Origin of the sequence: Deinococcus radiopugnans ATCC 19172 (assembly GCF_006335125.1) — a bacterium.
GTDB lineage: Bacteria > Deinococcota > Deinococci > Deinococcales > Deinococcaceae > Deinococcus > Deinococcus radiopugnans.
Map to the genome: position 1 here is coordinate 1 of NZ_VDMO01000017.1, position 19,323 is coordinate 19,323.

The 19,323-nt window shown below is 68.5% G+C and carries 23 protein-coding genes; 11 read left to right on the top strand and 12 right to left on the bottom strand.

Features of this window, described 5'->3' with window-relative positions; all coding sequences use genetic code 11:
- Positions 1 to 123: 123 nt before the first annotated feature.
- From FHR04_RS14710 to FHR04_RS14720, 3 genes are all read right to left on the bottom strand, one after another.
- A complete protein-coding gene (locus tag FHR04_RS14710; protein ID WP_139404086.1) occupies positions 124 to 465 on the bottom strand; it encodes a type I restriction enzyme HsdR N-terminal domain-containing protein in 342 nt (113 codons plus the stop codon).
- Between the two features lie 40 nt (positions 466 to 505).
- Positions 506 to 1,336 carry an AfsR/SARP family transcriptional regulator gene (locus FHR04_RS14715; RefSeq protein WP_081995281.1) on the bottom strand — a complete coding sequence of 277 codons (831 nt, stop codon included), beginning with the start codon at positions 1,334 to 1,336 and terminating at the stop codon, positions 506 to 508.
- Positions 1,337 to 1,502: 166 nt separating this feature from the next.
- Positions 1,503 to 1,772, bottom strand: a complete 270-nt coding sequence (locus FHR04_RS14720) for a GlsB/YeaQ/YmgE family stress response membrane protein (protein WP_039685996.1) — start codon at positions 1,770 to 1,772, stop codon at positions 1,503 to 1,505.
- Between the two features lie 395 nt (positions 1,773 to 2,167).
- On the opposite strand from FHR04_RS14720, the gene thrB reads away from it, so the two are divergent.
- On the top strand, positions 2,168 to 3,100 hold the full coding sequence (thrB, locus tag FHR04_RS14725; protein ID WP_039685994.1) for a homoserine kinase: 933 nt from the start codon (positions 2,168 to 2,170) through the stop codon (positions 3,098 to 3,100).
- A 4-nt stretch (positions 3,101 to 3,104) separates the two neighbouring features.
- On the opposite strand, the gene FHR04_RS14730 is transcribed toward thrB, so the two are convergent.
- Positions 3,105 to 3,314, bottom strand: coding sequence for a hypothetical protein (locus FHR04_RS14730; protein WP_039685992.1), 210 nt, complete (start codon positions 3,312 to 3,314; stop codon positions 3,105 to 3,107).
- A 118-nt stretch (positions 3,315 to 3,432) separates the two neighbouring features.
- Here FHR04_RS14730 and FHR04_RS14735 point away from each other — a divergent pair, with 118 nt between their 5' ends.
- Complete coding sequence (locus FHR04_RS14735; protein ID WP_139404087.1) at positions 3,433 to 4,605, top strand: aminotransferase class I/II-fold pyridoxal phosphate-dependent enzyme; 1,173 nt, start codon at positions 3,433 to 3,435, stop codon at positions 4,603 to 4,605.
- 9 nt (positions 4,606 to 4,614) lie between these two features.
- Here FHR04_RS14735 and FHR04_RS14740 read toward each other — a convergent pair whose 3' ends face one another.
- Both FHR04_RS14740 and xseB read right to left on the bottom strand, forming a co-directional pair.
- The gene (locus tag FHR04_RS14740) at positions 4,615 to 7,242 is read right to left on the bottom strand and encodes a DEAD/DEAH box helicase (protein WP_139404088.1); all 2,628 of its coding nucleotides are present in this window, start codon (positions 7,240 to 7,242) and stop codon (positions 4,615 to 4,617) included.
- A gap of 102 nt (positions 7,243 to 7,344) precedes the next feature.
- Positions 7,345 to 7,569, bottom strand: coding sequence for an exodeoxyribonuclease VII small subunit (gene xseB, locus FHR04_RS14745; RefSeq protein ID WP_039685985.1), 225 nt, complete (start codon positions 7,567 to 7,569; stop codon positions 7,345 to 7,347).
- A 34-nt stretch (positions 7,570 to 7,603) separates the two neighbouring features.
- On the opposite strand from xseB, the gene FHR04_RS14750 reads away from it, so the two are divergent.
- The gene (locus FHR04_RS14750; protein ID WP_139404089.1) at positions 7,604 to 8,272 is read left to right on the top strand and encodes a flavin reductase family protein; all 669 of its coding nucleotides are present in this window, start codon (positions 7,604 to 7,606) and stop codon (positions 8,270 to 8,272) included.
- Positions 8,273 to 8,430: 158 nt separating this feature from the next.
- On the opposite strand, the gene FHR04_RS14755 is transcribed toward FHR04_RS14750, so the two are convergent.
- Complete coding sequence (locus FHR04_RS14755; protein WP_276341398.1) at positions 8,431 to 9,054, bottom strand: DNA-3-methyladenine glycosylase family protein; 624 nt, start codon at positions 9,052 to 9,054, stop codon at positions 8,431 to 8,433.
- A gap of 102 nt (positions 9,055 to 9,156) precedes the next feature.
- Here FHR04_RS14755 and FHR04_RS14760 point away from each other — a divergent pair, with 102 nt between their 5' ends.
- From FHR04_RS14760 to FHR04_RS14770, 3 genes are all read left to right on the top strand, one after another.
- Positions 9,157 to 9,657: a YbaY family lipoprotein gene (locus tag FHR04_RS14760; RefSeq protein ID WP_039685983.1), complete on the top strand. Its 501-nt coding sequence runs from the start codon at positions 9,157 to 9,159 to the stop codon at positions 9,655 to 9,657.
- Between the two features lie 84 nt (positions 9,658 to 9,741).
- On the top strand, positions 9,742 to 10,719 hold the full coding sequence (gene trxB, locus FHR04_RS14765) for a thioredoxin-disulfide reductase (RefSeq protein WP_139404091.1): 978 nt from the start codon (positions 9,742 to 9,744) through the stop codon (positions 10,717 to 10,719).
- Positions 10,720 to 10,819: 100 nt separating this feature from the next.
- A complete protein-coding gene (locus FHR04_RS14770; RefSeq protein WP_139404092.1) occupies positions 10,820 to 11,335 on the top strand; it encodes an HD domain-containing protein in 516 nt (171 codons plus the stop codon).
- Positions 11,336 to 11,610: 275 nt separating this feature from the next.
- Here FHR04_RS14770 and FHR04_RS14775 read toward each other — a convergent pair whose 3' ends face one another.
- The gene (locus FHR04_RS14775; RefSeq protein ID WP_139404093.1) at positions 11,611 to 12,108 is read right to left on the bottom strand and encodes a hypothetical protein; all 498 of its coding nucleotides are present in this window, start codon (positions 12,106 to 12,108) and stop codon (positions 11,611 to 11,613) included.
- Between the two features lie 79 nt (positions 12,109 to 12,187).
- Positions 12,188 to 14,161, bottom strand: a complete 1,974-nt coding sequence (locus FHR04_RS14780; RefSeq protein ID WP_139404094.1) for a hypothetical protein — start codon at positions 14,159 to 14,161, stop codon at positions 12,188 to 12,190.
- A gap of 65 nt (positions 14,162 to 14,226) precedes the next feature.
- Here FHR04_RS14780 and alr point away from each other — a divergent pair, with 65 nt between their 5' ends.
- Genes alr through FHR04_RS14795 form a run of 3 tightly spaced genes read left to right on the top strand, consistent with a single transcriptional unit; the run spans position 14,227 to position 17,007 of the window.
- Positions 14,227 to 15,300, top strand: a complete 1,074-nt coding sequence (alr, locus tag FHR04_RS14785) for an alanine racemase (RefSeq protein WP_139404095.1) — start codon at positions 14,227 to 14,229, stop codon at positions 15,298 to 15,300.
- Between the two features lie 16 nt (positions 15,301 to 15,316).
- Positions 15,317 to 16,180, top strand: a complete 864-nt coding sequence (gene prmC, locus FHR04_RS14790; protein ID WP_249039145.1) for a peptide chain release factor N(5)-glutamine methyltransferase — start codon at positions 15,317 to 15,319, stop codon at positions 16,178 to 16,180.
- On the top strand, positions 16,177 to 17,007 hold the full coding sequence (locus FHR04_RS14795; RefSeq protein WP_139404097.1) for a VC0807 family protein: 831 nt from the start codon (positions 16,177 to 16,179) through the stop codon (positions 17,005 to 17,007). Before prmC ends, FHR04_RS14795 begins: the two co-directional genes overlap by 4 nt.
- 58 nt (positions 17,008 to 17,065) lie before the next feature.
- Here FHR04_RS14795 and coaD read toward each other — a convergent pair whose 3' ends face one another.
- From coaD to FHR04_RS14810, 3 genes are read right to left on the bottom strand one after another with little or no spacing between them, the layout of a single operon-like run.
- The gene (coaD, locus tag FHR04_RS14800; RefSeq protein WP_139404098.1) at positions 17,066 to 17,590 is read right to left on the bottom strand and encodes a pantetheine-phosphate adenylyltransferase; all 525 of its coding nucleotides are present in this window, start codon (positions 17,588 to 17,590) and stop codon (positions 17,066 to 17,068) included.
- Positions 17,587 to 18,135: an RsmD family RNA methyltransferase gene (locus FHR04_RS14805; RefSeq protein WP_139404099.1), complete on the bottom strand. Its 549-nt coding sequence runs from the start codon at positions 18,133 to 18,135 to the stop codon at positions 17,587 to 17,589. Before FHR04_RS14805 ends, coaD begins: the two co-directional genes overlap by 4 nt.
- A 22-nt stretch (positions 18,136 to 18,157) precedes the next feature.
- Positions 18,158 to 18,430: a hypothetical protein gene (locus tag FHR04_RS14810; RefSeq protein WP_139404100.1), complete on the bottom strand. Its 273-nt coding sequence runs from the start codon at positions 18,428 to 18,430 to the stop codon at positions 18,158 to 18,160.
- Positions 18,431 to 18,477: 47 nt separating this feature from the next.
- Between FHR04_RS14810 and FHR04_RS14815 the strand changes: the two genes are divergently transcribed.
- Both FHR04_RS14815 and FHR04_RS14820 read left to right on the top strand, forming a co-directional pair.
- On the top strand, positions 18,478 to 18,732 hold the full coding sequence (locus tag FHR04_RS14815) for a DUF3248 domain-containing protein (protein WP_139404101.1): 255 nt from the start codon (positions 18,478 to 18,480) through the stop codon (positions 18,730 to 18,732).
- Positions 18,733 to 18,775: 43 nt separating this feature from the next.
- Positions 18,776 to 19,279: a DUF3809 domain-containing protein gene (locus FHR04_RS14820; protein ID WP_139404102.1), complete on the top strand. Its 504-nt coding sequence runs from the start codon at positions 18,776 to 18,778 to the stop codon at positions 19,277 to 19,279.
- Positions 19,280 to 19,323 lie beyond the last annotated feature (44 nt).

Consider the following 19,323-nt stretch of genomic DNA (forward strand, 5'->3'; position numbering starts at 1 on the left):
GGCCTTCGGGTGCGTGTGTGGACTGGTTTCCAGCGCACGGAGCTGGTCGTCCTCTTCCCCAGAAATCGCAATACGTCGAGCAGGGCGGGCCATGCCTAATTCTACTTCTTAAATGCGTTGTACTTAGATCCTTCCGTTGGTCAGCATCGCCCAGCGGGTTCCCTCGCTAGCGGCATAGGTGACCACCTGCTCATAGGGTTTGCCCTTCAGGGCAATTCCTGCGCCTTTCAGCTCCAGCGCAAACTTCCCCTTGCCGACACGAATCAGAAAATCGGAACGGTTGCCGCTGCCGTTGGTTTCTTCCGGCACCACCTCTGCCGGGTTCCAGATGTCGAATCCGGCGGCGTGCAGCAGTCTCAGCACAATCGCCTGACGGACGATGGCCTCGCCGGGATTGGGACTACTGACCAGCCAGCCCTGAATGGCTTCCACTGCCTCCCTGATCCGCTGCGGTGTGCCTGACATCTGGCCGCGAGTGTACAGTGCAGCGCCGTCTTGCAGCGCTCTATTTCCCGTTCAGGGGGCTTCCGGTCAGCATGTACGGGCCGTGTTCGCAGGGGCGGGCGTCGGCCTTCAGGCGCTCGGCCAGGTCCACCGTGTCCTGCATGGGGGTGTCGCCGACCTCCTCGGCCAGAAAGTGGCGGTAACGGCGGTAATGCTCGATGGCGGCGTACTTGTCGCGGGTCATGGTCAGGCAGACCATCAGGCGCTGGTGGTGGTCCTCGCCGATCAGCGGGTCCGTCTCGGCGGCGCGCACCAGCGACAGCGCGGCCAGCGGGCACTCACGGGCCGCGCAGTGCAACAGCGACAGGGCCAGGTGGCCCTCGACCACGGCGGAGCGGTGCTGGCTGCGGGCCGCCTCCACCCACTCGCCCTGCAGGTGCGGCAGGTACTCGCCGTCCGCGCTGGCCAGCGCCTGCCGCAGCAATTCCTCCTGCTGGCGCGGCTCGGTCATGTTCCGCGAGGCGTCCAGCGCCCGGTGCAGGGCGTAGGTGTCGCTGGCCGCCTGAAGGTCGGCATGCAGGGTATAGCGGCCCCGCTCTTCCACCACGGCGTCAGGCCGCCCCAGCGTGGAGCGCAGGCGGTGCAGTGCGACGCGGAAGCGGTTGGCGGCGGCGGGCGTGTCTTCCAGGTCCCACAACTGGGCCAGGATGTCGTGACGGTAGCGGCCCTGTGGGTGGGCGTGCAGGTACCACAGCAGTTCCTCAGCGCTGCGGGCGGGCCAGACCACACTCGCGCCGTTCACGATCACGTCCGCATTGCCCAGCGAACGCAGCAGGTAACGCGGCGGCGGCAGGGCAGGATGTTGGGCAGTCCCGGTGTGTTCTTGAGGCATGACGGTGTCCCCCTTCCGTAGCCATCCTGACACTTTTAAGGAAGGCAGGTGTCCCACTCATCCAATCCGTAGTTTTTGCGGGGCCGGAATTGTATTGAGACACCGGGAACAAAGGCAGAAAAAGACCGGACACCCCAAAGGATGCCCGGCCATAGGAAGAGAAGACTTAGCGCAGAACTTTCAGAGCCTTGAGGATGGCAATCAGAATGACGCTGCCCACCACGCCCCAGATGATGCTCCAGAAGCTGAAGCCGTCGCCCGCCGCCGTCGCGCCGCCGATGTTCAGCAGACCCGCGAAGATCCACTGTGCCAGCAACGCGCCGACAATACCGATCAGGATATTGGCAATGGCACCCTGCTGTGCGTTGGTGTTCATGATCATGCTTGCCAGCCAACCACAAAGCGCACCCACCAGAATAGTAATGATCCAACCCATGTTCGTGACCTCCTGTTTGAATCGTTAGAGTTCCAACGTGAAACGCTCGTTGTGGCTGAAGCATGAAACCCCACAGAGAGGTCAATTGCGGATAAACATACTTTCTGAAGACCCCGCAAAGAGCATGTAGTGAACCCTTCAATTTCGCCGTCCCAATCTTCTCAGAAAGCCCGGTCTGGTTCCTCATATCTGACTTTGCCTTGACGTTGTGGGGGAAAAGCAGTGGGGGCAGTCCGGCACCGCCTCGCTCAGGACATGCAGATCAGGGAAAGGCATTTGTCTTACCTCCGCCGGACCCCGCCGCGCGGCGGCGACTAGCATGGGCGGATGTTGCTGTCTGGCCCGCGCCACCCTGATTCCACTCGCCTGAACTCCGGCCTGGATTCCACCGCCCTATGCCGGTCACCCTGGGCGCCGTGAGCGCTTTTACCGTGCGCGCCCCGGCCAGCAGCGCCAACCTGGGGCCGGGCTTCGACAGCCTGGGCCTGAGCGTGCCGCTGCACACCACGCTGCGCGTCACGCCGGGCGCCGTGACCCAGGTGCTTCCCCTGGGACCGGGCCTGCAGGGCACCCCCGCCGACGAGAGCAACTACGTGTATCAGGCGATGCTGCTGGTGGCCCGGCGCACCGGGCTGAGCCTGCCACCGGCCCGCATAGAGATCAGCAGCGAGGTGCCGCTGGCCCGCGGCCTGGGCAGCAGCGCCGCCGCCCTGGTGGCCGGCATTGTGGCGGCCAACGAACTGCTGGGCCGCCCGCTGGATGACGCCGCGCTCCTGGACGTGGCCGCCCGCGAGGAGGGCCACCCGGACAACGTGGCCCCGGCGCTGTTCGGCGGCATCGTGGTGGCGACGCTGGACAAGCTAGGCACCCACTACGTGCGGCTGGACCCACCTGCAAATCTGGGCGTGACCGTGCTGATTCCCGACTTCGAACTCAGCACCAGCAAGGCCCGCGCCGTGCTGCCGCGCGAGTACAGCCGCGCCGACGCCGTACACGCGCTGTCCCACGCCGCGCTGCTGGCCGCCGCGCTGTCGCAGGGGCGCCTGGACCTGCTGCGGCACGCCATGCAGGACTACATCCACCAGATCTGGCGGGCGCCTCTGGTGCCGGGCCTGAGTGACATTCTGGAAGACGCCTGGCGGCACGGCGCCCTGGGCGCGGCGCTGTCGGGCGCGGGGCCGACGGTGCTGTGCTTTCACGACACCCGCGAGGGCACCGCGCCGCTGCACGCCTACCTGAACGGCGTGATGAAGAAGAACGGCCTGGGGGGGCGGGTCATGGACTTTCCGATTGACACGCAGGGCACGCTGATCGAGCGAGAAAACTAGATCGTTATTTCATCCCCTCATTGCCAGTCTGCTTGATCTGCTCCATGCGGCCTAGCGCCTCCAGCCAGTCGTGTTCACCGATCGCGGCCATGTCCTGACCCGCGTAGCGTTCGGAGAGCACCTCACGCATGGCCTCGGCCTCGCGCAGGCTGGTGGCTTCGCGGCCCATGCGGTCCAGGATGGGGTCCAGGCTCATCGTGCGGCTGATTTCCATGCCCCACGCTAGCGGGGTGTGGGCGGGCCGGCGTGAGGACGCGGCGGGAGGTTCTTTAGACGCGGGCCGCAGGGCTAAATGGGAGGTCAGCACGGCAGGATGCTCTACTCTGCCGGACATGTGGATGTCATCACGGGCCGCCAACGTGCCGGGCAGCGTCTTCGCGCTGATGGACGCGGCCAAGAGTCGGGCACGGGCGCGTGGGCGGGCCATTATTGACCTGAGCATCGGCAGCAGCGATCAGGCGCCGCCGGAGGCCGTGCTGGAAGCCCTGCGCGAGGCCACCCGCGATCCGCTGACGTACCGTTACCCGCTGTTCAGCGACACCGCGCCGCTGCGGGAAGCCGCTGCCGACTACCTGCGGCGCCGCTTCGGGGTGGGGGTGAATCCCGAAACCGAGGTGCTGCCGCTGATCGGCGCTCAGGAAGGGCTGGCCCACCTGCTGCTGGCCGTCACCGATCCCGGCGACACGCTGCTGCTGCCCGATCCCGGCTATCCGCCGTACCTGGGCGCGGCGGCGGTGGCCGGGCTCAGGACCGTCCCGCTGCCGCTGCGGCCTGAACGCGGCTTTCTGCCGGACTTGGACGCGGTTCCAGGCGATGTCCAGCCCCGCGCGCTGCTGCTGAATTACCCCAACAACCCCACGTCGGCGGTGGCTGATGCGGCCTTTTTCGCACAGGTGGTGGAGTGGTGTCAGGCGCGCGGCACCCTTCTGATTCACGATCATCCCTACGCCGAACTGACGTGTGACGACTACCGCGCCCCCAGCGCCCTGGAAGCGGGACTGGACGGCGTGGTGGAACTGCACTCGCTGAGCAAGACCCACCACATGGGCGGCTTCCGGGTGGGCTTCGCCGCCGGGGACGCCGGGGCCATCGCCGCCCTGGCCCGTGTGAAAGGCGCGGTGGACTTCCACGCGTACCTGGGCATCCAGCGGGCCGCCACACTGGCATTGGGTCTGCCGGACGAGGTGGGACGTGCTGGAGCCGCCGTGTTCCAGGCCCGCCGCGACGCTCTGGTGCCCGCCCTGCGCGCCCTGGGCTGGGAAGTGCAGTGGCCCCAGGCCAGCATGTACGCCTGGGCGCGGGTGCCGGGCCTCACCGACAGCGTAGCGTTTGCGGTGCGCGCCGCCGAGGACTGCGGCGTGGTGGTCAGCCCCGGACGGGCCTTCGGGGAACGCGGGGAAGGTTTCGTGCGCTTCGCCCTGGTGCAGCCGCCCGAGGTACTGGTGGAGGCGGCGCGGCGGCTGGCCGGGATTGGGGTGGGGGAAACCGTCCGCAACGCACCGTAAGGCAGACCCCTAGCCTGCCGCGACACCCGGCCCGCGCTCGATCACGCTCAGGCCCGCGAATTTCAGCAGCAGGCGCTTCTGGCCCACGCCGGGGAAGTAGACCAGCACCTCGCGCTTGTCGCCCTGATGAAAGCCGCCCATAAAGACGCCGTCGCCGAATTTGGCGTGGTGCAGCCGCAGAGGCTGGGTGCTGCTGACCGCCCGTTGCAGCTCACGGCTGGGAATGCCCAGGCGGGCGCTGACCTCGGGCAGCGAGAGGCCGTGCAGGTCCAGCAATTCGCGCGCCTGGAGGGGCCACGACGGGGCCAGATCGGGGACGGGTTCGGGGGCGGCGGTTTCCGCTTCCGGCGCGGCCTGCACGCCCAGCACCCCTTCCAGAAACAGCCGGGTGGCGTGCTTGTCGGTGGGGCGGCGCTCCCCACTCGGCAGGTACGGCGAGGAGCAGCGCGACACGGCGATGCACTCGTAACAGCCCTCCGCGTTCTTGCAGCACGTTTTGGAACACAGCGCCAGCGCACGGGCCAGCAGGTCATCCAGTTGCTCGTAGGCGCGGCGCGACACGCCCAGGCCGCCCAGCCAGTCGTCGTACAGGAAGAAATACGCGTCGTGGCCGCCCCGGAAGGCCCCCGCCAGATCGTTGTCGTCGCAGGCCACCCGCTCCGGCGTGACCTTTTGCAGCAGGTGCTTGAGGGTATGGGCCACCGCGCTGGGCCGCTCGGTGGCGCGGGGATCAAGGCCGATTTCCAGCGCGGCGGTGCGGAAGGGTTGCAACTCGGTGGGCGCGTCGTACAGGTGTTCGGACAGCTTGTGGTCCTGCATCCTGTCCTGAATGCGGCCCCCGCAGCGGGCGCAGGTGCGTTCGGCGGGGCCGGGATCGCGGTCACAGCCCACGCACACGCGCTCGAAGACCTGCCTCAGCATCTGATAGCCGGTGTAGCGGCGGCGAATGCTGACCTCGCCGTGGCGGTAGGCCAGGGGGCCGCGCCGCTGCCACGGGGTCATCTGGCCCGGCGTGACCTCGATGCTGTACAGCCCGCGCGTGAACAGGTTCTCGGCGCTGAATTTTTCCACGATGATTGCGGTGCCGGCGGGGTGCTTTTCCCAGCGCAGCACCTTGTAGCCCTGGCCGTCCAGGGTGAACACCGCGCCCTCGTGCTTCTCGGTCAGGGCGTAGTGCTGGCTGGGCGATTCCAGCGGGGTGTCCAGCGCCTTCGCGCCCAGTCTGTCCCAGTCGGCGGCCTCCACCACCGCGTATTTCAGGCTGCCCTCGCCGCGCAGGTTCCAGTATTTCTGCGCCTCCACGGCGGCGGGGTGCGGCCCGCGCAGGCCCGCCGCGCCGTATTCGTCGTTCTGGCGGGCGCGGTGCCGGGGCGAGAGGTAGGGGTTGGCCGCCTCCACCACCGCCTTCTCGATCGGGCCGGTCAGCAGTTCCAGGAAGTTGCCGGAGTTGCTGTAAAAGGCGTCGGCCGGCTGCGGCACCCCCTGCTCGTTCAGCGCGGGCAGGTACAGCACCAGCCCCGGCGCCACCCGCCCGGCGCGGCCCGCCATCTGCCGGAAGGCCATGCGCGACCCCGGATAGCCGTCAATGATCACCACCTCCAAGTCCCCGATGTCCACCCCGGCCTCCAGCGCGTTGGTGGCGAACATCACGCCGCTGCCCGCGCGGCGGAACTCGGTCAGGCGGCCCTCGCGGTCACTGGTGCCGGCCATGTACAGGTGGGCGTGCCGGGCGTAGGCGGGCTGGGCGCGGTAAGTGCCGTACAGCCGCGCGGCCCGGCTGCGGCCCCGGAAAAAGGCCAGCACCTTCAGGTCATAGCGCTGAGACGCTTCCATCACAGCGTTCCAGAAGCGGCGCGGTTGCCCCCGGTGATCGGCCAGGTAGAAGCGCTTGCCGGGTCTGGCGGCCCCGGATTCGCTGACCTCCACCGCGTCCACGCCGATCAGCTCACGGGCAAATTCGGCGGGGTTGCCGATGGTGGCGGTACTCAGCACCACCTGCGGGTTTGCGCCCAAGGCGTGCGACAGTTCCAGCAGGCGGCGCAGCATCCCGGCCACCTCCGAGCCGAAGCCGCCCCGGTAGGTGTGGGCCTCGTCCAGCACGATAAAGGACAGGTTCTTCAGAAACTCGCGCACGCGGGGCTGCGTCAGAGACCAGTGCAGCTTGTCCGGGGTGGCCGTGACCATCCGCACGCCGTCCGCGAAGGCGTCGGCGGCCTGAGCGCTGCTCTGGAACGCGCCGATGTCCCAGCCGAAACCGCCCCTTTCTTTAAAGGTCAGCAGCTTGTCGCGCTGATCCTGCCCCAGCGCCACCAGCGGGTAAACGAAGAGGGCGGTGGCGTTCGGATCGCGCTCCAGCCGGTCAAAGACGGCGGGGAAGAAGGCCCCGGTCTTGCCGCTGGCCGTCGGCGTGGTGACGATGACGTGTTTGCCGTCGCGCATCAGTTTGTATGTCTCGGCCTGGTGGGCGTACACCTGAGGGAAGCCGAAGCCGCGCGCCACCGCTGGAGACCAGCCCAGTTCAGTCACGCCCACCGTGCGTGCGGGGGCGGCGTCTTCCTCGTGCAGCCGCGTCGCGCCGCCCAGGGTGTCGCGCAAAAACCCCTCCAGGCGGGCGAAGGGGGAGCGGGCGGGCAGCATCGGGGCCTAGTTTAGACGTGTTTGGGTGGAGGAAAAGTGCGCGGTGCGCGGGAGGCGGCAGGCGGGCAAGCCCTTCACTGCGGACAGCGCACCGCTGTCCGCCTACTCCTCTTCGTCCCCGTCCGCCTCCACGCCGTCCGCCCAGTCTCCGGCCAGCACGGCGCGCACGGCCTCGATGCGCTCCCGGCACTGCGCGTAGGCCTCGCGGGCCTCTTCCAGCAGCGGCAGCACGCGGTCCAGGTCAGCCTCGCCCGTTTCCAGCTCGGCGGCGATGCGCGACAGCCGCGCGTAGGCGTCGCGGTAGGTGGGGGATGTATCGGCACTCATGGCCCCCCATGCTAGCGCCCGCTAGGCTGCCACAATGGCCCCGTCCCCCCGAACGCCGCCCACCGAGTTCAGGCACTTCGATCTGACCGCCCTGCCCAACGCCGCCCGCTACAAGCTGCTGACCGCCACCGTCGTGCCGCGTCCGATTGCCTGGGTCTGCACGCTGGGCGACGGCGGCGTGCCCAATCTGGCCCCCTACAGCTTCTTCGGCCTGATGGGGTCCGATCCGCCCATCGTGGCCTTCGCCCCCGGTGACCGCGCCGACGGCACGCCCAAGGACACGGCGCTGAACATCGCGCCGGGCGGCGAGTTCAGCGTCAATCTGGTGAGCGCGGCGCTGGCGCAGGTCATGAGTGACAGCGCCACCGATTTCCCGCACGGCATGGCCGAGGCGGCGAAGCTGGGCATCGAACTGGAGCCGGGCAGCCGTATCGCCGTGCCGCGCGTGCGGGCCAGCCCCGCCACGCTGGAATGCGTGGAGGTGCAGACGTTGCAGATCGGCAAGACCCGCATCATTCTGGGGCAGGTGATCGGCCTGAGCCTGCGCGCCGACGCCGTGCTGGACGAGGAAAAGCACTACGTGGACACGGCGGCGCTGGACTTGATCGGGCGCATGGGCGGGCGCGGCGGCTACACCCACACGCGCGACGGCTTCGAGATCGCGCGCATGACGTATGCGGAGTGGGTGGAGCGGGAAGGGTGATGGTTGATGGTTGACAGGTGATGGAAACAGCCCAGGCAACGTGTAGAGCCTGAGGTTTGCCCGCTGACCCCTTCGGCCTGGCAGCTTTGCAAGCCACACACAGGGAGAGAGGTCAAGTTTTCCTCAGACCCTTTGACTCTTGACCCTTAGACCCCCGCTCACCCAATCGGCTCCCCGCCTGCCTTGACCCGGTGGTTGTCGGCCCACAGGTAGCGGGCGGCCAGCGTGCGGTACGGCGTCCACCCGGCCAGTACCTCATCGGTGGACTGGTCTGGGTACAGCCGCGCCAGCCCCTGCCGCAGCGCCAGATCTCCGAGGCTGAACACGTCGGGGCGGGCCAGGGCGAACATCAGGAACATCTCCGCCGTCCAGCGCCCGATGCCGGGCAGGGGAATCAGGGCGGCGATCACAGCCTCGTCGGGCAGCGTGGCGAGGTGGGCAAAATCCACCGCACCGGTCTGCTCGGCCTCGGCGATGGCCCTCACCGTCCGCACCTTGGCCCATGACAGGCCCGCCGCGCGCAACTCCTCACCAGGGGTTTGCAGCAGGGTCGCGGCGTCCAGCGTGCCCAGTCGCTCCAGCAGCCGGGCGTGGATGCTGGCGGCGGCCTTCACGCTGAGTTGCTGGCCATTCACGCTGCGGATCAGCGTGCCGAAGGGATCGGGCGTGGGCGTCAGCACCGGCAACTCGCCGTTGCGGGCGATCAGTTCCCGCAGGGTGGCGTCGCCCGACAGGTGGGCCGTGGCGTCGGCGTGGTGCAGCAGCGGAACGGAGGTGGGCACGCCAGCATTCAAGCGTATTTTCCAGCATGGGTTGAGGCCTCCCCCAAGACTCAATGCACCTCCGGTCACAAAACCATCAGCTCCATCCCCCACCATACAGGGATGAATCGTTTTGTTTCCGCCCCCCTTGCTGCCACTCTTGCCGGTGCGTTGCTGGCCTCTGCTGCCCTGGCGCAGACCCAGATCGGTGGCGTCACCCTGACCCCGATCAAGCCCGCAGCCACTGCTCCAGCCACCAGCCGTGCAGCCGCCAGCACCCAGGACGATTACAGCGCCGAGTCCATTCCCAAGGGCTACCGCGAGGTCAGGGGCCGCGTCACCGGCCCCAGCGAGGGCCTGCGCCTGCCGGCGGGCAGCCGGATCATGGTCAGTCTGGTCGACCTGACGGCGGCCAAGTCGCTGGTGGACATCGAGTTCGGCACCACCCGGCTGTCCACGCCCTACCAGATGGTCTACAACCCCGTGCGCCTGAACGCCGCGCACAAGTACGCTGTCCGCGCCATGATTGCGGATAAAGGCGGCAAGGTGCTGTACCGCAGCGCGGATGTGGCGCTGCCGGACGGCAAGAGGGTCACCCTGAACGTGCCCGTGACCGCCCGCTGACCGCCAGCGCCCGCATTGATGCTTTAAAAAGTAAACTGTGCGTGCTTAACCAATAAGGGGGAGGGGCGGTGGTACGCTTCTCATATGACCCGTACCCTCCCGCAAACCCAGGACTATGACGTCGTCATCGTCGGCGGCGGCCCCGCTGGCCTGACGGCGGCCATCTACACCGGCCGCGCCAGCCTCAGCACCCTGATTCTGGAAAAGGGACTGCCCGGCGGCCAGATCGCCCAGACCGAGGAAGTCGAGAACTACCCCGGCTTTCCCGAACCCATCAGCGGCATGGAACTCGCCGCCAGGATGCAGCAGCAGGCCGAGAAGTTCGGCGGCAAGATCGAGATGGATGAGGTGGAAGCCATCGAGCAGACCGGCGATCACCACTATCCCTTTGTGGTCAAGGGCTACAGCGGCAATTACCGTGCCAAGAGTGTGATTCTGGCAACGGGTGCCAACCCCAAGCGCCTGAACGTCCCTGGCGAGGAGGAGTTCTGGGGCCGGGGCGTCAGCACCTGCGCCACCTGTGACGGCTTCTTCTACCGGGGCAAGAAAGTCGTGGTGATCGGTGGGGGAGACGCCGCCGTCGAGGAAGGGCTGTTCCTGACCAAGTTCGCCGATGAGGTCACGCTGATCCACCGCCGCGACAGTCTGCGCGCCAACAAGGTGGCCCAGGCCCGCGCCTTTGCCAACCCCAAGATGAAATTCATCTGGGACACCGCCGTGGAAGAAATCCAGGGTGCGGAGGCGGTCAGCGGTGTGCGCCTCAAGAACCTCAAGACCGGCGAAACGCAGGACATGACTACCGACGGCGTGTTCATCTTCATCGGCCATGTGCCCAACACCGAATTCGTCAAGGACACCCTGAAGCTGCGCGAGGACGGCTACGTGGACGTGACCGACGAGATCTACACCAGCGTGCCGCTGCTGTTCGCGGCGGGCGACGTCAGCGACTACATCTACCGCCAGCTGGGCACCAGCGTCGGCGCGGGCACCCGCGCGGCCATGAGCGCCGAACGTGCGCTGGCCGCGCTGGAAGTGGCCGGGGAAGAGACGGCGGCAGACTGAAGCTCAGAGGACGAACGGAGTGGGAGACAGCGGAGGACGCGGGTCTCCCACTTTTCTTTGTGCGCGGCGGCGTCCCCGTTCTTCCTCTATCCTGACCGTCATGACTGCCCTGCGTCTGTCTGACCGCATAGGCCGCAAGGCGCTGGGCTACGCGGCCAAGGTGCGGCGGCTGGCCCGCAGCGTGCGTGCCGGGGACGCCCACCCGGACGACACCTGGGCCGTGACCCTGCTCACGCCCGGCGAGGCGCGGGTGTACCAGGGTATGGACCCCCGCGACCGCGAACATGCCTGCCGCGTAACCCTGCACCTGCTGCGCGAACACCCGGCAGCCGACCCCGAACTGGTGGCTGCCGCCCTGCTGCACGACTGCGGCAAGAGCGTGCGCCCGTACCGGGTGGCCGAGCGCGTGCTGGTGGGGCTGGTGCCCACCCGGCTGGCGCGATTGCTGCCGCCGCTGGGGGCGCTGGGCATTCGCGCGCAGCACCCGGAACTGGGCGCGGCCCTGCTGGCCCACGCCGGGGCCAGAGTGCGGGTGACCGAGTTGGTGGCCCGTCACCACCGCCCGGCTGGTGACCCGGACGCTGAATTGCTGCATCACTACGACGATCAGGAGTAATCGGGGCACGGGGAACTCAGCTGACCAGGGTTAGAGCATTTGTCAAAAGTGCTGTCTGCTTTTGACCGAACGGAGTGAGTGAATTTTGCCGAGCATTTGGGAGGATGGAGGCATCAGAAGTCTTTTTTCTGATGCAGCAATTCGGACAAATGCTCTAAAAGGGCGGTGAACCTCGCACCGGACTCGCCGCGTCTCGTGGAAGAGGCACAAAAGTCCTGTAGACGTGGGGAACGGAATCTGAAGCCGTCCCAGCTTGAAAAGGCCGGCTGGCCTGCTCAGCGAATCAGCGGCTGGGCCACGATGCTGCGGCTGCGGGCGTCGCGCAGCCAGTAGGTCCGGCCGCTGGCGTCCCGGAGCTGGGCAATCACGCGCACGTCGTCGCCCGCCGTGAGATCGCCCGCGTCGCCGCTGCCCCACGCGCATACGCTGGCCAGACAGTTGCGGGCCGTGGAGACGTCATTCAGTCGGGGCGACTGCCACAGGCCCGAGGCCGTAACCACGTAAACGCCCATGACTTTCAGGGCGGGCAGCGCGAGTCTGCGGGCGGCCGGGGCGCTGGCCTCGACGGTCACCCGCACGCTCAGGCGGTCCAGTTCCCGCCGCACCTGTGGAGCCGCTGTGAGCCGCAGCACCTGTCCGCCCAGATTCAGGGTGGCCGGGGCGGACAGCAGGTCCCCCGCCATCGGCGCGGGGGCGCTGCCCAGCGAACCGCAGCCCACCAGGCCCACGCTGCCCAGCGTCAGACCGCACCACAGCACCCGGCTGAGTTTCATGCCTCCATCTTAACCGGGAACACGCTCACGGGCTGGGGCAAACGCCTCATTTTCAGCCGCGTGCCTCACCAGCCCCTCCTTACCAGCCCAGGTCCGGGGCGGTCACCACGCGGTCGGCGGGCAGGTCACTGAACAGGGTGTAGGTCAGGGTGTAGGTGCCGGGAATCACCCGGCTCAGCAGGATGGCGTCGCCGTCCACGCGCGGCTGCACGTTGGCCAGGCTCGGCCCCTGCAGTTGCAGCGGGCCGCGCACGGCGGGCTGGCTGCCGCCGGTAGGCAGCGGATCGATCAGCCGGACATTTTCCAGCGTGCTGTCCACGGTCAGGACCAGCGTGACCTGGTAGTTCTGCGCGGCGGCCTCCACGCTCTTGTTCAGGCTGGCCCGCGCGCCGCTCTGAACCGTGCGGGTCACGTTGGCGCCGCCGGGGTTGCGGACCCGCGCCGCGCCGGTGGTCCGCAGGCCAATCGGGTTCAGGACCGCCTCCGCCGTGTCGCTGCGGCACACGCGCACCGGCACCTTCAGCCGCAGCGGCTGGCCCCCGCTGAATTCCCCGGACAGTTCCAGCGGGTAATCGCTGGTCCAGCCGGTGGGCAGGTTCAGGGCCAGGCGGCCCGGCAGGCGGTACGGAAAGTCGGTGCGGGCGCTGGCGGTCAGCTGGGTCACGTCGCAGGCGTTCAGGATGTCGGGGGCGGTGATCAGGGTCACGTCGGTCAGCACCCGGTACTCGATGGTCACCTTGCCCGCCGTGCCGTCGGCGACGCGGCCCGGCAGCGGCGGCGTGAAGGTGCTGCCGGGAATCGGGGTAGGCTTGACCGGGTAGTCGCCGGGCGAGAGCGGCACCGTGGCGGGGGTGTTCAGGGTGCGTCCGGCGACCTCGAAGGGCACGCCGGTCAGGGGAATGCGCTGATCGCCGTAGAGTGCCACGGCGTCCACCGCCAGCTGTCCTTCCGGGGGCCGGGCCACGAAGCGGATCTTGGTGAAGCCCGGCTGGTAGCGCACCTCGGTGGGCGAGATGATGTTGCCGGTGCCCTGCACGATGCTGGAACTGACCGGCACGTAGCCGGGCGGCAGCTGAGGCCGCACCCCGCTGGTGCCGACCAGCGCGTACGACGCGCCCGGAATCGGCTGGCCCTGCGGGTCCACCACGTCCACCAGCAGCTGGTTGTCGACCTTCGCTCCGGCGGGTGGATTGAAGCCCCCCACCCGCGCCGTGACCGGCTGATCGCCCAGCCGGAACGAGTAGCGCACCGAGTTGCTGTACTGCTTGGTGGTGGGCAGCACCCGGATAAAGATCTGCCACTCGCCCACCATTTCCGGCGTGATGGTAAAGCGGTCCACGGCGGTCTTGCCGTTGTCGCTGGGGGTCAGGTCCGCGCGTTTGTTCCCCGGCTGGATCACGAAGGTCTCGGCTTCCTTGGGGCCGTCGATGTCGTAGTTCAGGATGCTCACGGTCTTGCCCACCCAGTCGGGCAGCACGTTCAGCCGGGCGGCCAGCAGCGGCTCCGGCGTGTTGCTGCGGGCGTTGACGGTGAAGTCGCTGGTCTCCAGCGCAAACGGCGAGGCCACCCGCAGCGCGTAGGAGTTCTTGCCGTCGCCCCGGCTGTTCACCCGCAGCGTGTAGGTTCCGGCCCCCAGGCCGCCCGCGAACAGGCTGTCCCAGGTGTGTTCGCGGTTCTGGCCGTAACGGCGCTCGGCCACCGTGCCGCCAGGCCCCACCAGGGTGAAGGTGGTGTCGAATGGTTCGTTCTTCTTGTACAGCTCGTCGCCGAAGTAACCCGCCGCGCGCCGCCCATCCACGTAATCGGCCAGGTTGAAGGTGGGCGAGTAGAGTTCCAGCCCCAGCGGTTTCCCGGCGTCCTGCGGCGAGACCACGATGGTGTAGCTCTCCACGTCCTGAATCCATTTCTCGCCCACCGACACCAGCGGCAGCAGGCCCCCCACCGGAGTGCCCTCGGTCTGGGCCAGGGCTGCGGGTGAGAGCAGCAGGGCGGTCAGGACGCTCAGGTGCACGGGCAGGCGAAAGGGAAACCGGCGGGGGAAGACGTTGGGCATGACTGTGAAAAGGATACACGGCCCCCTCCTGCCGCCGCATGGCCCGCGCTAGCATCGGCGCTGAGATGCCCCTGAACACGCTGTGTGCCCGCGCCCACGCCCGCACGTCCGCCGCCGCCCTGGAAGGCAACCTGCGCGCGCTGTCCCGCCGCGCCGGGGTGCCGCTGCTGCTGCCGGTCAAGGCCGACGCCTACGGCCACGGCCTGGAGATCGTGGCGCGCGTCGCCGCCCGGCACCCCGACGTGTGGGGCCTGGCGGTGGCGACGCCGCAGGAGGCCGGAATGCTGGCGGCCCTGAACCCCGGCAAGCCGGTCGTGCTGCTCACGCCGCCGCGAGCGGGCGAGGTTCCGGTGCTGGCCGACCTGGGCGTGCGCCTGCCCGTCGCCTCGCTGGCGGAGGCCGAGGCCCTGCCGCCCCACGCCCGCGCGCACCTCAAGGTGGACACCGGCATGAACCGCCTGGGCGCCCGCCCCGAGGACGCCGTGCGCGTCGGGCAGCGGCTGGCCGAGCGCGGCGTGCTGGAGGGCGCTTACACCCACTTCGCCACCGCCGACGAGCCGGACCTGGCGTTCGCCTGGGAGCAGTTCCGGCGCTTTCAGGGCGTGCTGGCCGAGCTGCCGCCCCTGCTGGCCCACGCCTCCAACGGCGGCGGCATCCTGAGCCTGGGCCAGTTGCCGGGCATGCGGCTGGCGCGGCCCGGTCTGGCCTCCTACGGCTTCGCGCCCCCGCATCTGAGCGGTGTGCTGCCGCTGACCCCAGTCATGACCCTGGAGGCCGAGATCACGCACCTGCATACCGCCCGTGCGGGCGAGAGCGTGAGCTACGGCGGGCTGTGGCACGCCCTGCGCGACACGCTGCTGGCGACGGTGGGCCTGGGCTACGCCGACGGCTACCCGCGCAACGCCACCGGACAGGCCCAGGTGACCGTGGCCGGCGAGCGCCGCCCGGTGGTGGGCCGCATCTGCATGGACCAGTGCATGGTGGACGTGACCGGGCTGGATGTTCAGGTGGGCGACGCGGTGCGCTTCTGGGGACCGGACGGCATCACCGTGGGTGACGTGGCCGGGTGGGGCAGCACCAACGAGTATGAGGTGCTGACGGGACTGGGCGCGCGTGTGGAGCGGCTGGCCGCGCCGTGAGGGCATGGGGAAGTTTTTGAATCTCCGTGATCATCTCGCCGAGGCTGTGCGGACCCTGCGCGCGGCGGGCGTGTCCTCGCCGGAGGTGGACGCCCGGGCGCTGACCCTGCACGCGCTGGATCTCCCGCCCACGGCATTTTTGCTGCGAGGTTTGGAAGAAGTAGATGGTGCTGGCGCTGAACGTCTGAGCCAATTGATCCAGCAACGGGCCGCGCGTGTGCCCCTCCAACATCTGCTGGGAACGGTGGAGTGGGGTGGCTTGCAGCTCAGTGTGGACGGGCGGGCGTTGATTCCCAGACCAGAAACGGAATGGTTTCTGCAACTGGCGCTGGCTGATCTGAAAGGGGTGGGTCTGCCGCGCGTGGTGGATGTCGGCACGGGGACGGGGGCGCTGGCGCTGGGCGTCAAGATGGCCCGTCCGGATGCGGCAGTACTGGCGGTGGACCTCAGCCCCGAGGCGCTGGCTCTGGCACGCGAGAATGCCCTGTTGAACAGTCTGGACGTGGCGTTCGTCAAAAGCGATCTGCTGAACAGCATTCCCGGTCCATTCGACCTGATCCTCGCCAACCTGCCGTATCTGCCCGAAGGGGACCGCGCCCACGCCGAGCCGGAGGTGCGACACGACCCCGAACTGGCCCTGTACTCCGGCCCGGACGGTCTGACCCTGGCCCGCCGCCTGATCCCGCAGGCCCGCGCCGCATTGGCTGAGGGCGGGGCGCTGTGGCTGGAACTGGACCCGCGCAACGCCCCCGCCTTCGCCGCCGAACTGCGCGCTCAGGGCTGGGCCGCCGCGTTGCACCCGGACCTGACTGGACGGGAGCGCTTCGTGCGGGCCGCGCCATTGCCCTCACGCGGGGGTGAGACAATGCGGCCCGTATGAGCGATCCGGCCTCCGAACCCAATTCCGCCGCCCTTCCCCCCAAAAAGGCCCGCGCCCGCGTGCCCAAGACCGTGTGGGATCTGGTCTTCACGCTGCTGATTCCGATCCTGATTCTCAGCCCCAATATTCTGGGCAGCGGCATCAGCATTGCCGATCAGGTGTTCGGGGGCGGGACCGGCGGCAACGTGCGGGCCTACCTGCTGGCCGCGCTGATTCCGGTGGCCTACGTGCTGTGGGATCTGGGGGTCAATCGCAATGTCAGCCCGGTGGCTTTAATCGGCGGGGCAGGAGCCATTTTCTCGGGGGCGCTGGCCTTCTGGTACGTGGACGGTTTCTGGTACGCCATCAAGGACAGCGCGCGGGCGTACCTGACCGGCATTCTCTTTTTAATCAGCGCGGCCACCAGCGTGCCGCTGTTCCGCGTGTTTCTGGACGCCGCCAGCATCGGCGAGAAGCCCGAGGACCGCGCCGCCACGCAGCAGGCCATGCGTGATCCGGGGGTCCACCGGGGGCTGGTGCTGGGCACCGTGGTCTTCGCGGTGGTGGACCTGATCGGCGGCGTGGTCAACAGCATTGTGAATTACGCCCGCGTGACGGCCAAATTCGGCACCGATGATTTCAACGCCCAGATTGCCGCCGTCAACGCCGTGATGCGGGTGCCGGGGCTGGTGATCAGTCTGGTGGGGGTGTTCGCCGCCATCTGGTTCGTGCAGCGCGCGGTGAAAGTCCGCTTCGGGCCGGAGGCCAGCCTGCTGGAGCCTGCGAAGTTGGCCGCCGCCATGCGCGAACGCGGCGAGGTCCGGGCGGAGCCGGCTGGCCCAGCCTGAGCCTCCACCAGACCGTAGAGATGCGCCAGCCGGATCAGGGCTGGCGCACTTGTTGTCGTCAATCCGGGCTGGCCGGGGTCATCGTCCGTTCCCGCTCGTCGTACACGTCCGCGTACTTCAGCCGCAGGGCGTCGGCGCTGGCGCGCGGGACCATCTCTCGGATGTCGCCGCCGTAGCTGGCGATCTCGCGCACCATGCTGCTGGACACGAAGCTCCAGCGGGTGGCCGCCATGATAAACACCGTTTCCACCTCGCCGATCTGGCGGTTCAGGTGCGCGATCTGCAATTCGTACTCGTAGTCGCTGACCGCCCGCAGGCCGCGCAGGATGATCCCTTTTTGCTCCTGCGCCATGTAGTCCACCAGCAGCCCGCCGAAGGAATCCACGCCGACGTTCTCCAGATGGCCGGTGGCCTTGCGCAGGATCTCCAGCCGTTCGTCCAGCGTAAACAGGTGCCGTCCCTGCTTGCGGGCGTTGTGCATGACCGTCACGGTCACCGTGTCGAAGATGCGGCTGGCGCGGGTCAGCACGTCCATGTGCCCGCTGGTGATGGGGTCGAACGATCCGGGAAAGACGGCTTTCATGCGTCCTCTACTGTATCTGCCGCCGCCATTCGCTGATAGAGGGTCAGGCTGTTGCTGCCGTACTCGCGGACCTGACGTGCGAAGCCGGGATGCTCCGGCAGGGTCAGGCGGTCTGGATGCTGGCAGATCAACAAGCCGCCCGCCGCCACCACGTCGCTGCCCAGCAGTTGCGCCGTGAGGGCGGGGATGTCGGCCTCATACGGGGGGTCGCTGAACACGATGTCGAAACCTCCCAGCCGGGGCAGCAGTTTCTGCGACTGACCGCGAATGATCCGCACCCGCAACTCCAGCGCGCGGGCGTTCGCTTCCAGTGCCCCCACCGCGCGGGCGTCCTGCTCGACCAGCGTGACCGTGTAGCCCCGGCTGGCCGCCTCCAGCCCGATGGCGCCGCTGCCGCCGTGCAGGTCCACAAAGGTGCCCGTGGGCGCGCGGGCGGCCAGCAGATCGAACAGGCTCTTGCGAATGCGGGCGCCGCTGGGCCGGGCGCTGTCGGGCACCTTCAGGGGGCGGCCCTTCGCGCTGCCGCCCAAGATCCGCAGGCTCAAGGCCGTTTCCCCGCCGCGCAGCTCATGGCGTCAGGGCCTCGTAGGCCCCAAAGCCGTCCAGCACTCCCGGCTCCAGCCGCCAGTCGTCGTCCTGCTTCTGGGCCTGGCCGGCCTGCACCAGCCGGTTCAGTTCGGCGTCCACGCGCTGGGATACCCGGCGCAGGGGCATCTCGTCTGCGTTCTCCACGCCGCGCCACGTCAGGAAGTGGCGGTGAAAGGCGGGCAGGGCGTCCAGACCCACGCGGGTTTCCAGTTCGCGCCAGGACAGCGCAGGAGCAGGGGCATCGGCAGTCATCTCGCCTTCCGTTCTACCCCGCCCGGCCCGGCAGGTACAATGGCCGCATGAGCGATCCGCTGCCCCCAGGTTCCCCGGAGGAGCTGCCCGCCGGCCTTCTGCCGCAGGAGCTGGAGGTCCTGGGCGGGCAGCTGGTCTGGCGCATCGGCAAGGACGAGGTGAGCGACGACGTGATCGTGCGGCTGGGCTACGCCTCGGCCACGCCACGTTTTGCCCATCTGCCCCGGTTGCGCAGCGCCAACGACGCCGATCTGCTCTCGGCCATGGAGGGCGGGCGCGTGGTGATCGAGTGGGTGGACTGAAATCCGTCCGTCGGCCCGGTGACCCGGTGATGTTGGTGACACGGTGATCATCGAGGCGGGGCGACACTTTACCCTGCAGGCTCCCGGTTCGGCGGCCGCTACCCTGGCCTTCGTGCGTGACCCGGCCCGCGCCCTGTCGCGCCTGCATTTCCTGCGTGGCCTGAATGTCGAGGGCCATGAGGTGCGCGGCGAGCTGCTGGTGCCGCTGCCCGTACTGGGTGAGGCCGATCTGCCCTTCGTGTGCGTGCTGGCCCACACGCCCGACGGCGCGACGCTCACGCCCCGGCCCATCGAGGGCGAACGCGCCTGGGTGGAGGTCACCGGGCAGGCCCAGGTGCTGGAGGGCGCGCAGGCGGCCCGCAGCGGCGAAACGGTGGTGGAGGTCGCCTTCAACTTCCTGTTCCGTGCCCACCTCGCCACCCCCGATGCCCAGGGCTGGGGCGGCGCGGCCTTCGAGAAGATGGTGCGGGCCGCCGCTGGCCGCACGCTGGACCGGGTGACGCAGGAGTTGCCCGAGGGCCTGCGTGAGGCACTGGAAGCAGGCTGAATCCCCTGTTCCAAGCATCAAAAAAAGGGGACAGGCCAATCGGC

What these genes read in the sequence shown, in the direction of transcription:
- FHR04_RS14710 (WP_139404086.1), bottom strand. Translation starts at nt 465, where the DNA reads ATGTCAGGCACACCGCAGCGGATCAGGGAGGCAGTGGAAGCCATTCAG.
- FHR04_RS14715 (WP_081995281.1), bottom strand. Translation starts at nt 1,336, where the DNA reads ATGCCTCAAGAACACACCGGGACTGCCCAACATCCTGCCCTGCCGCCG.
- FHR04_RS14720 (WP_039685996.1), bottom strand. Translation starts at nt 1,772, where the DNA reads ATGGGTTGGATCATTACTATTCTGGTGGGTGCGCTTTGTGGTTGGCTG.
- thrB (WP_039685994.1), top strand. Translation starts at nt 2,168, where the DNA reads ATGCCGGTCACCCTGGGCGCCGTGAGCGCTTTTACCGTGCGCGCCCCG.
- FHR04_RS14730 (WP_039685992.1), bottom strand. Translation starts at nt 3,314, where the DNA reads ATGGAAATCAGCCGCACGATGAGCCTGGACCCCATCCTGGACCGCATG.
- FHR04_RS14735 (WP_139404087.1), top strand. Translation starts at nt 3,433, where the DNA reads ATGTGGATGTCATCACGGGCCGCCAACGTGCCGGGCAGCGTCTTCGCG.
- FHR04_RS14740 (WP_139404088.1), bottom strand. Translation starts at nt 7,242, where the DNA reads ATGCTGCCCGCCCGCTCCCCCTTCGCCCGCCTGGAGGGGTTTTTGCGC.
- xseB (WP_039685985.1), bottom strand. Translation starts at nt 7,569, where the DNA reads ATGAGTGCCGATACATCCCCCACCTACCGCGACGCCTACGCGCGGCTG.
- FHR04_RS14750 (WP_139404089.1), top strand. Translation starts at nt 7,604, where the DNA reads ATGGCCCCGTCCCCCCGAACGCCGCCCACCGAGTTCAGGCACTTCGAT.
- FHR04_RS14760 (WP_039685983.1), top strand. Translation starts at nt 9,157, where the DNA reads ATGAATCGTTTTGTTTCCGCCCCCCTTGCTGCCACTCTTGCCGGTGCG.
- trxB (WP_139404091.1), top strand. Translation starts at nt 9,742, where the DNA reads ATGACCCGTACCCTCCCGCAAACCCAGGACTATGACGTCGTCATCGTC.
- FHR04_RS14770 (WP_139404092.1), top strand. Translation starts at nt 10,820, where the DNA reads ATGACTGCCCTGCGTCTGTCTGACCGCATAGGCCGCAAGGCGCTGGGC.
- FHR04_RS14775 (WP_139404093.1), bottom strand. Translation starts at nt 12,108, where the DNA reads ATGAAACTCAGCCGGGTGCTGTGGTGCGGTCTGACGCTGGGCAGCGTG.
- FHR04_RS14780 (WP_139404094.1), bottom strand. Translation starts at nt 14,161, where the DNA reads ATGCCCAACGTCTTCCCCCGCCGGTTTCCCTTTCGCCTGCCCGTGCAC.
- alr (WP_139404095.1), top strand. Translation starts at nt 14,227, where the DNA reads ATGCCCCTGAACACGCTGTGTGCCCGCGCCCACGCCCGCACGTCCGCC.
- FHR04_RS14795 (WP_139404097.1), top strand. Translation starts at nt 16,177, where the DNA reads ATGAGCGATCCGGCCTCCGAACCCAATTCCGCCGCCCTTCCCCCCAAA.
- coaD (WP_139404098.1), bottom strand. Translation starts at nt 17,590, where the DNA reads ATGAAAGCCGTCTTTCCCGGATCGTTCGACCCCATCACCAGCGGGCAC.
- FHR04_RS14810 (WP_139404100.1), bottom strand. Translation starts at nt 18,430, where the DNA reads ATGACTGCCGATGCCCCTGCTCCTGCGCTGTCCTGGCGCGAACTGGAA.
- FHR04_RS14815 (WP_139404101.1), top strand. Translation starts at nt 18,478, where the DNA reads ATGAGCGATCCGCTGCCCCCAGGTTCCCCGGAGGAGCTGCCCGCCGGC.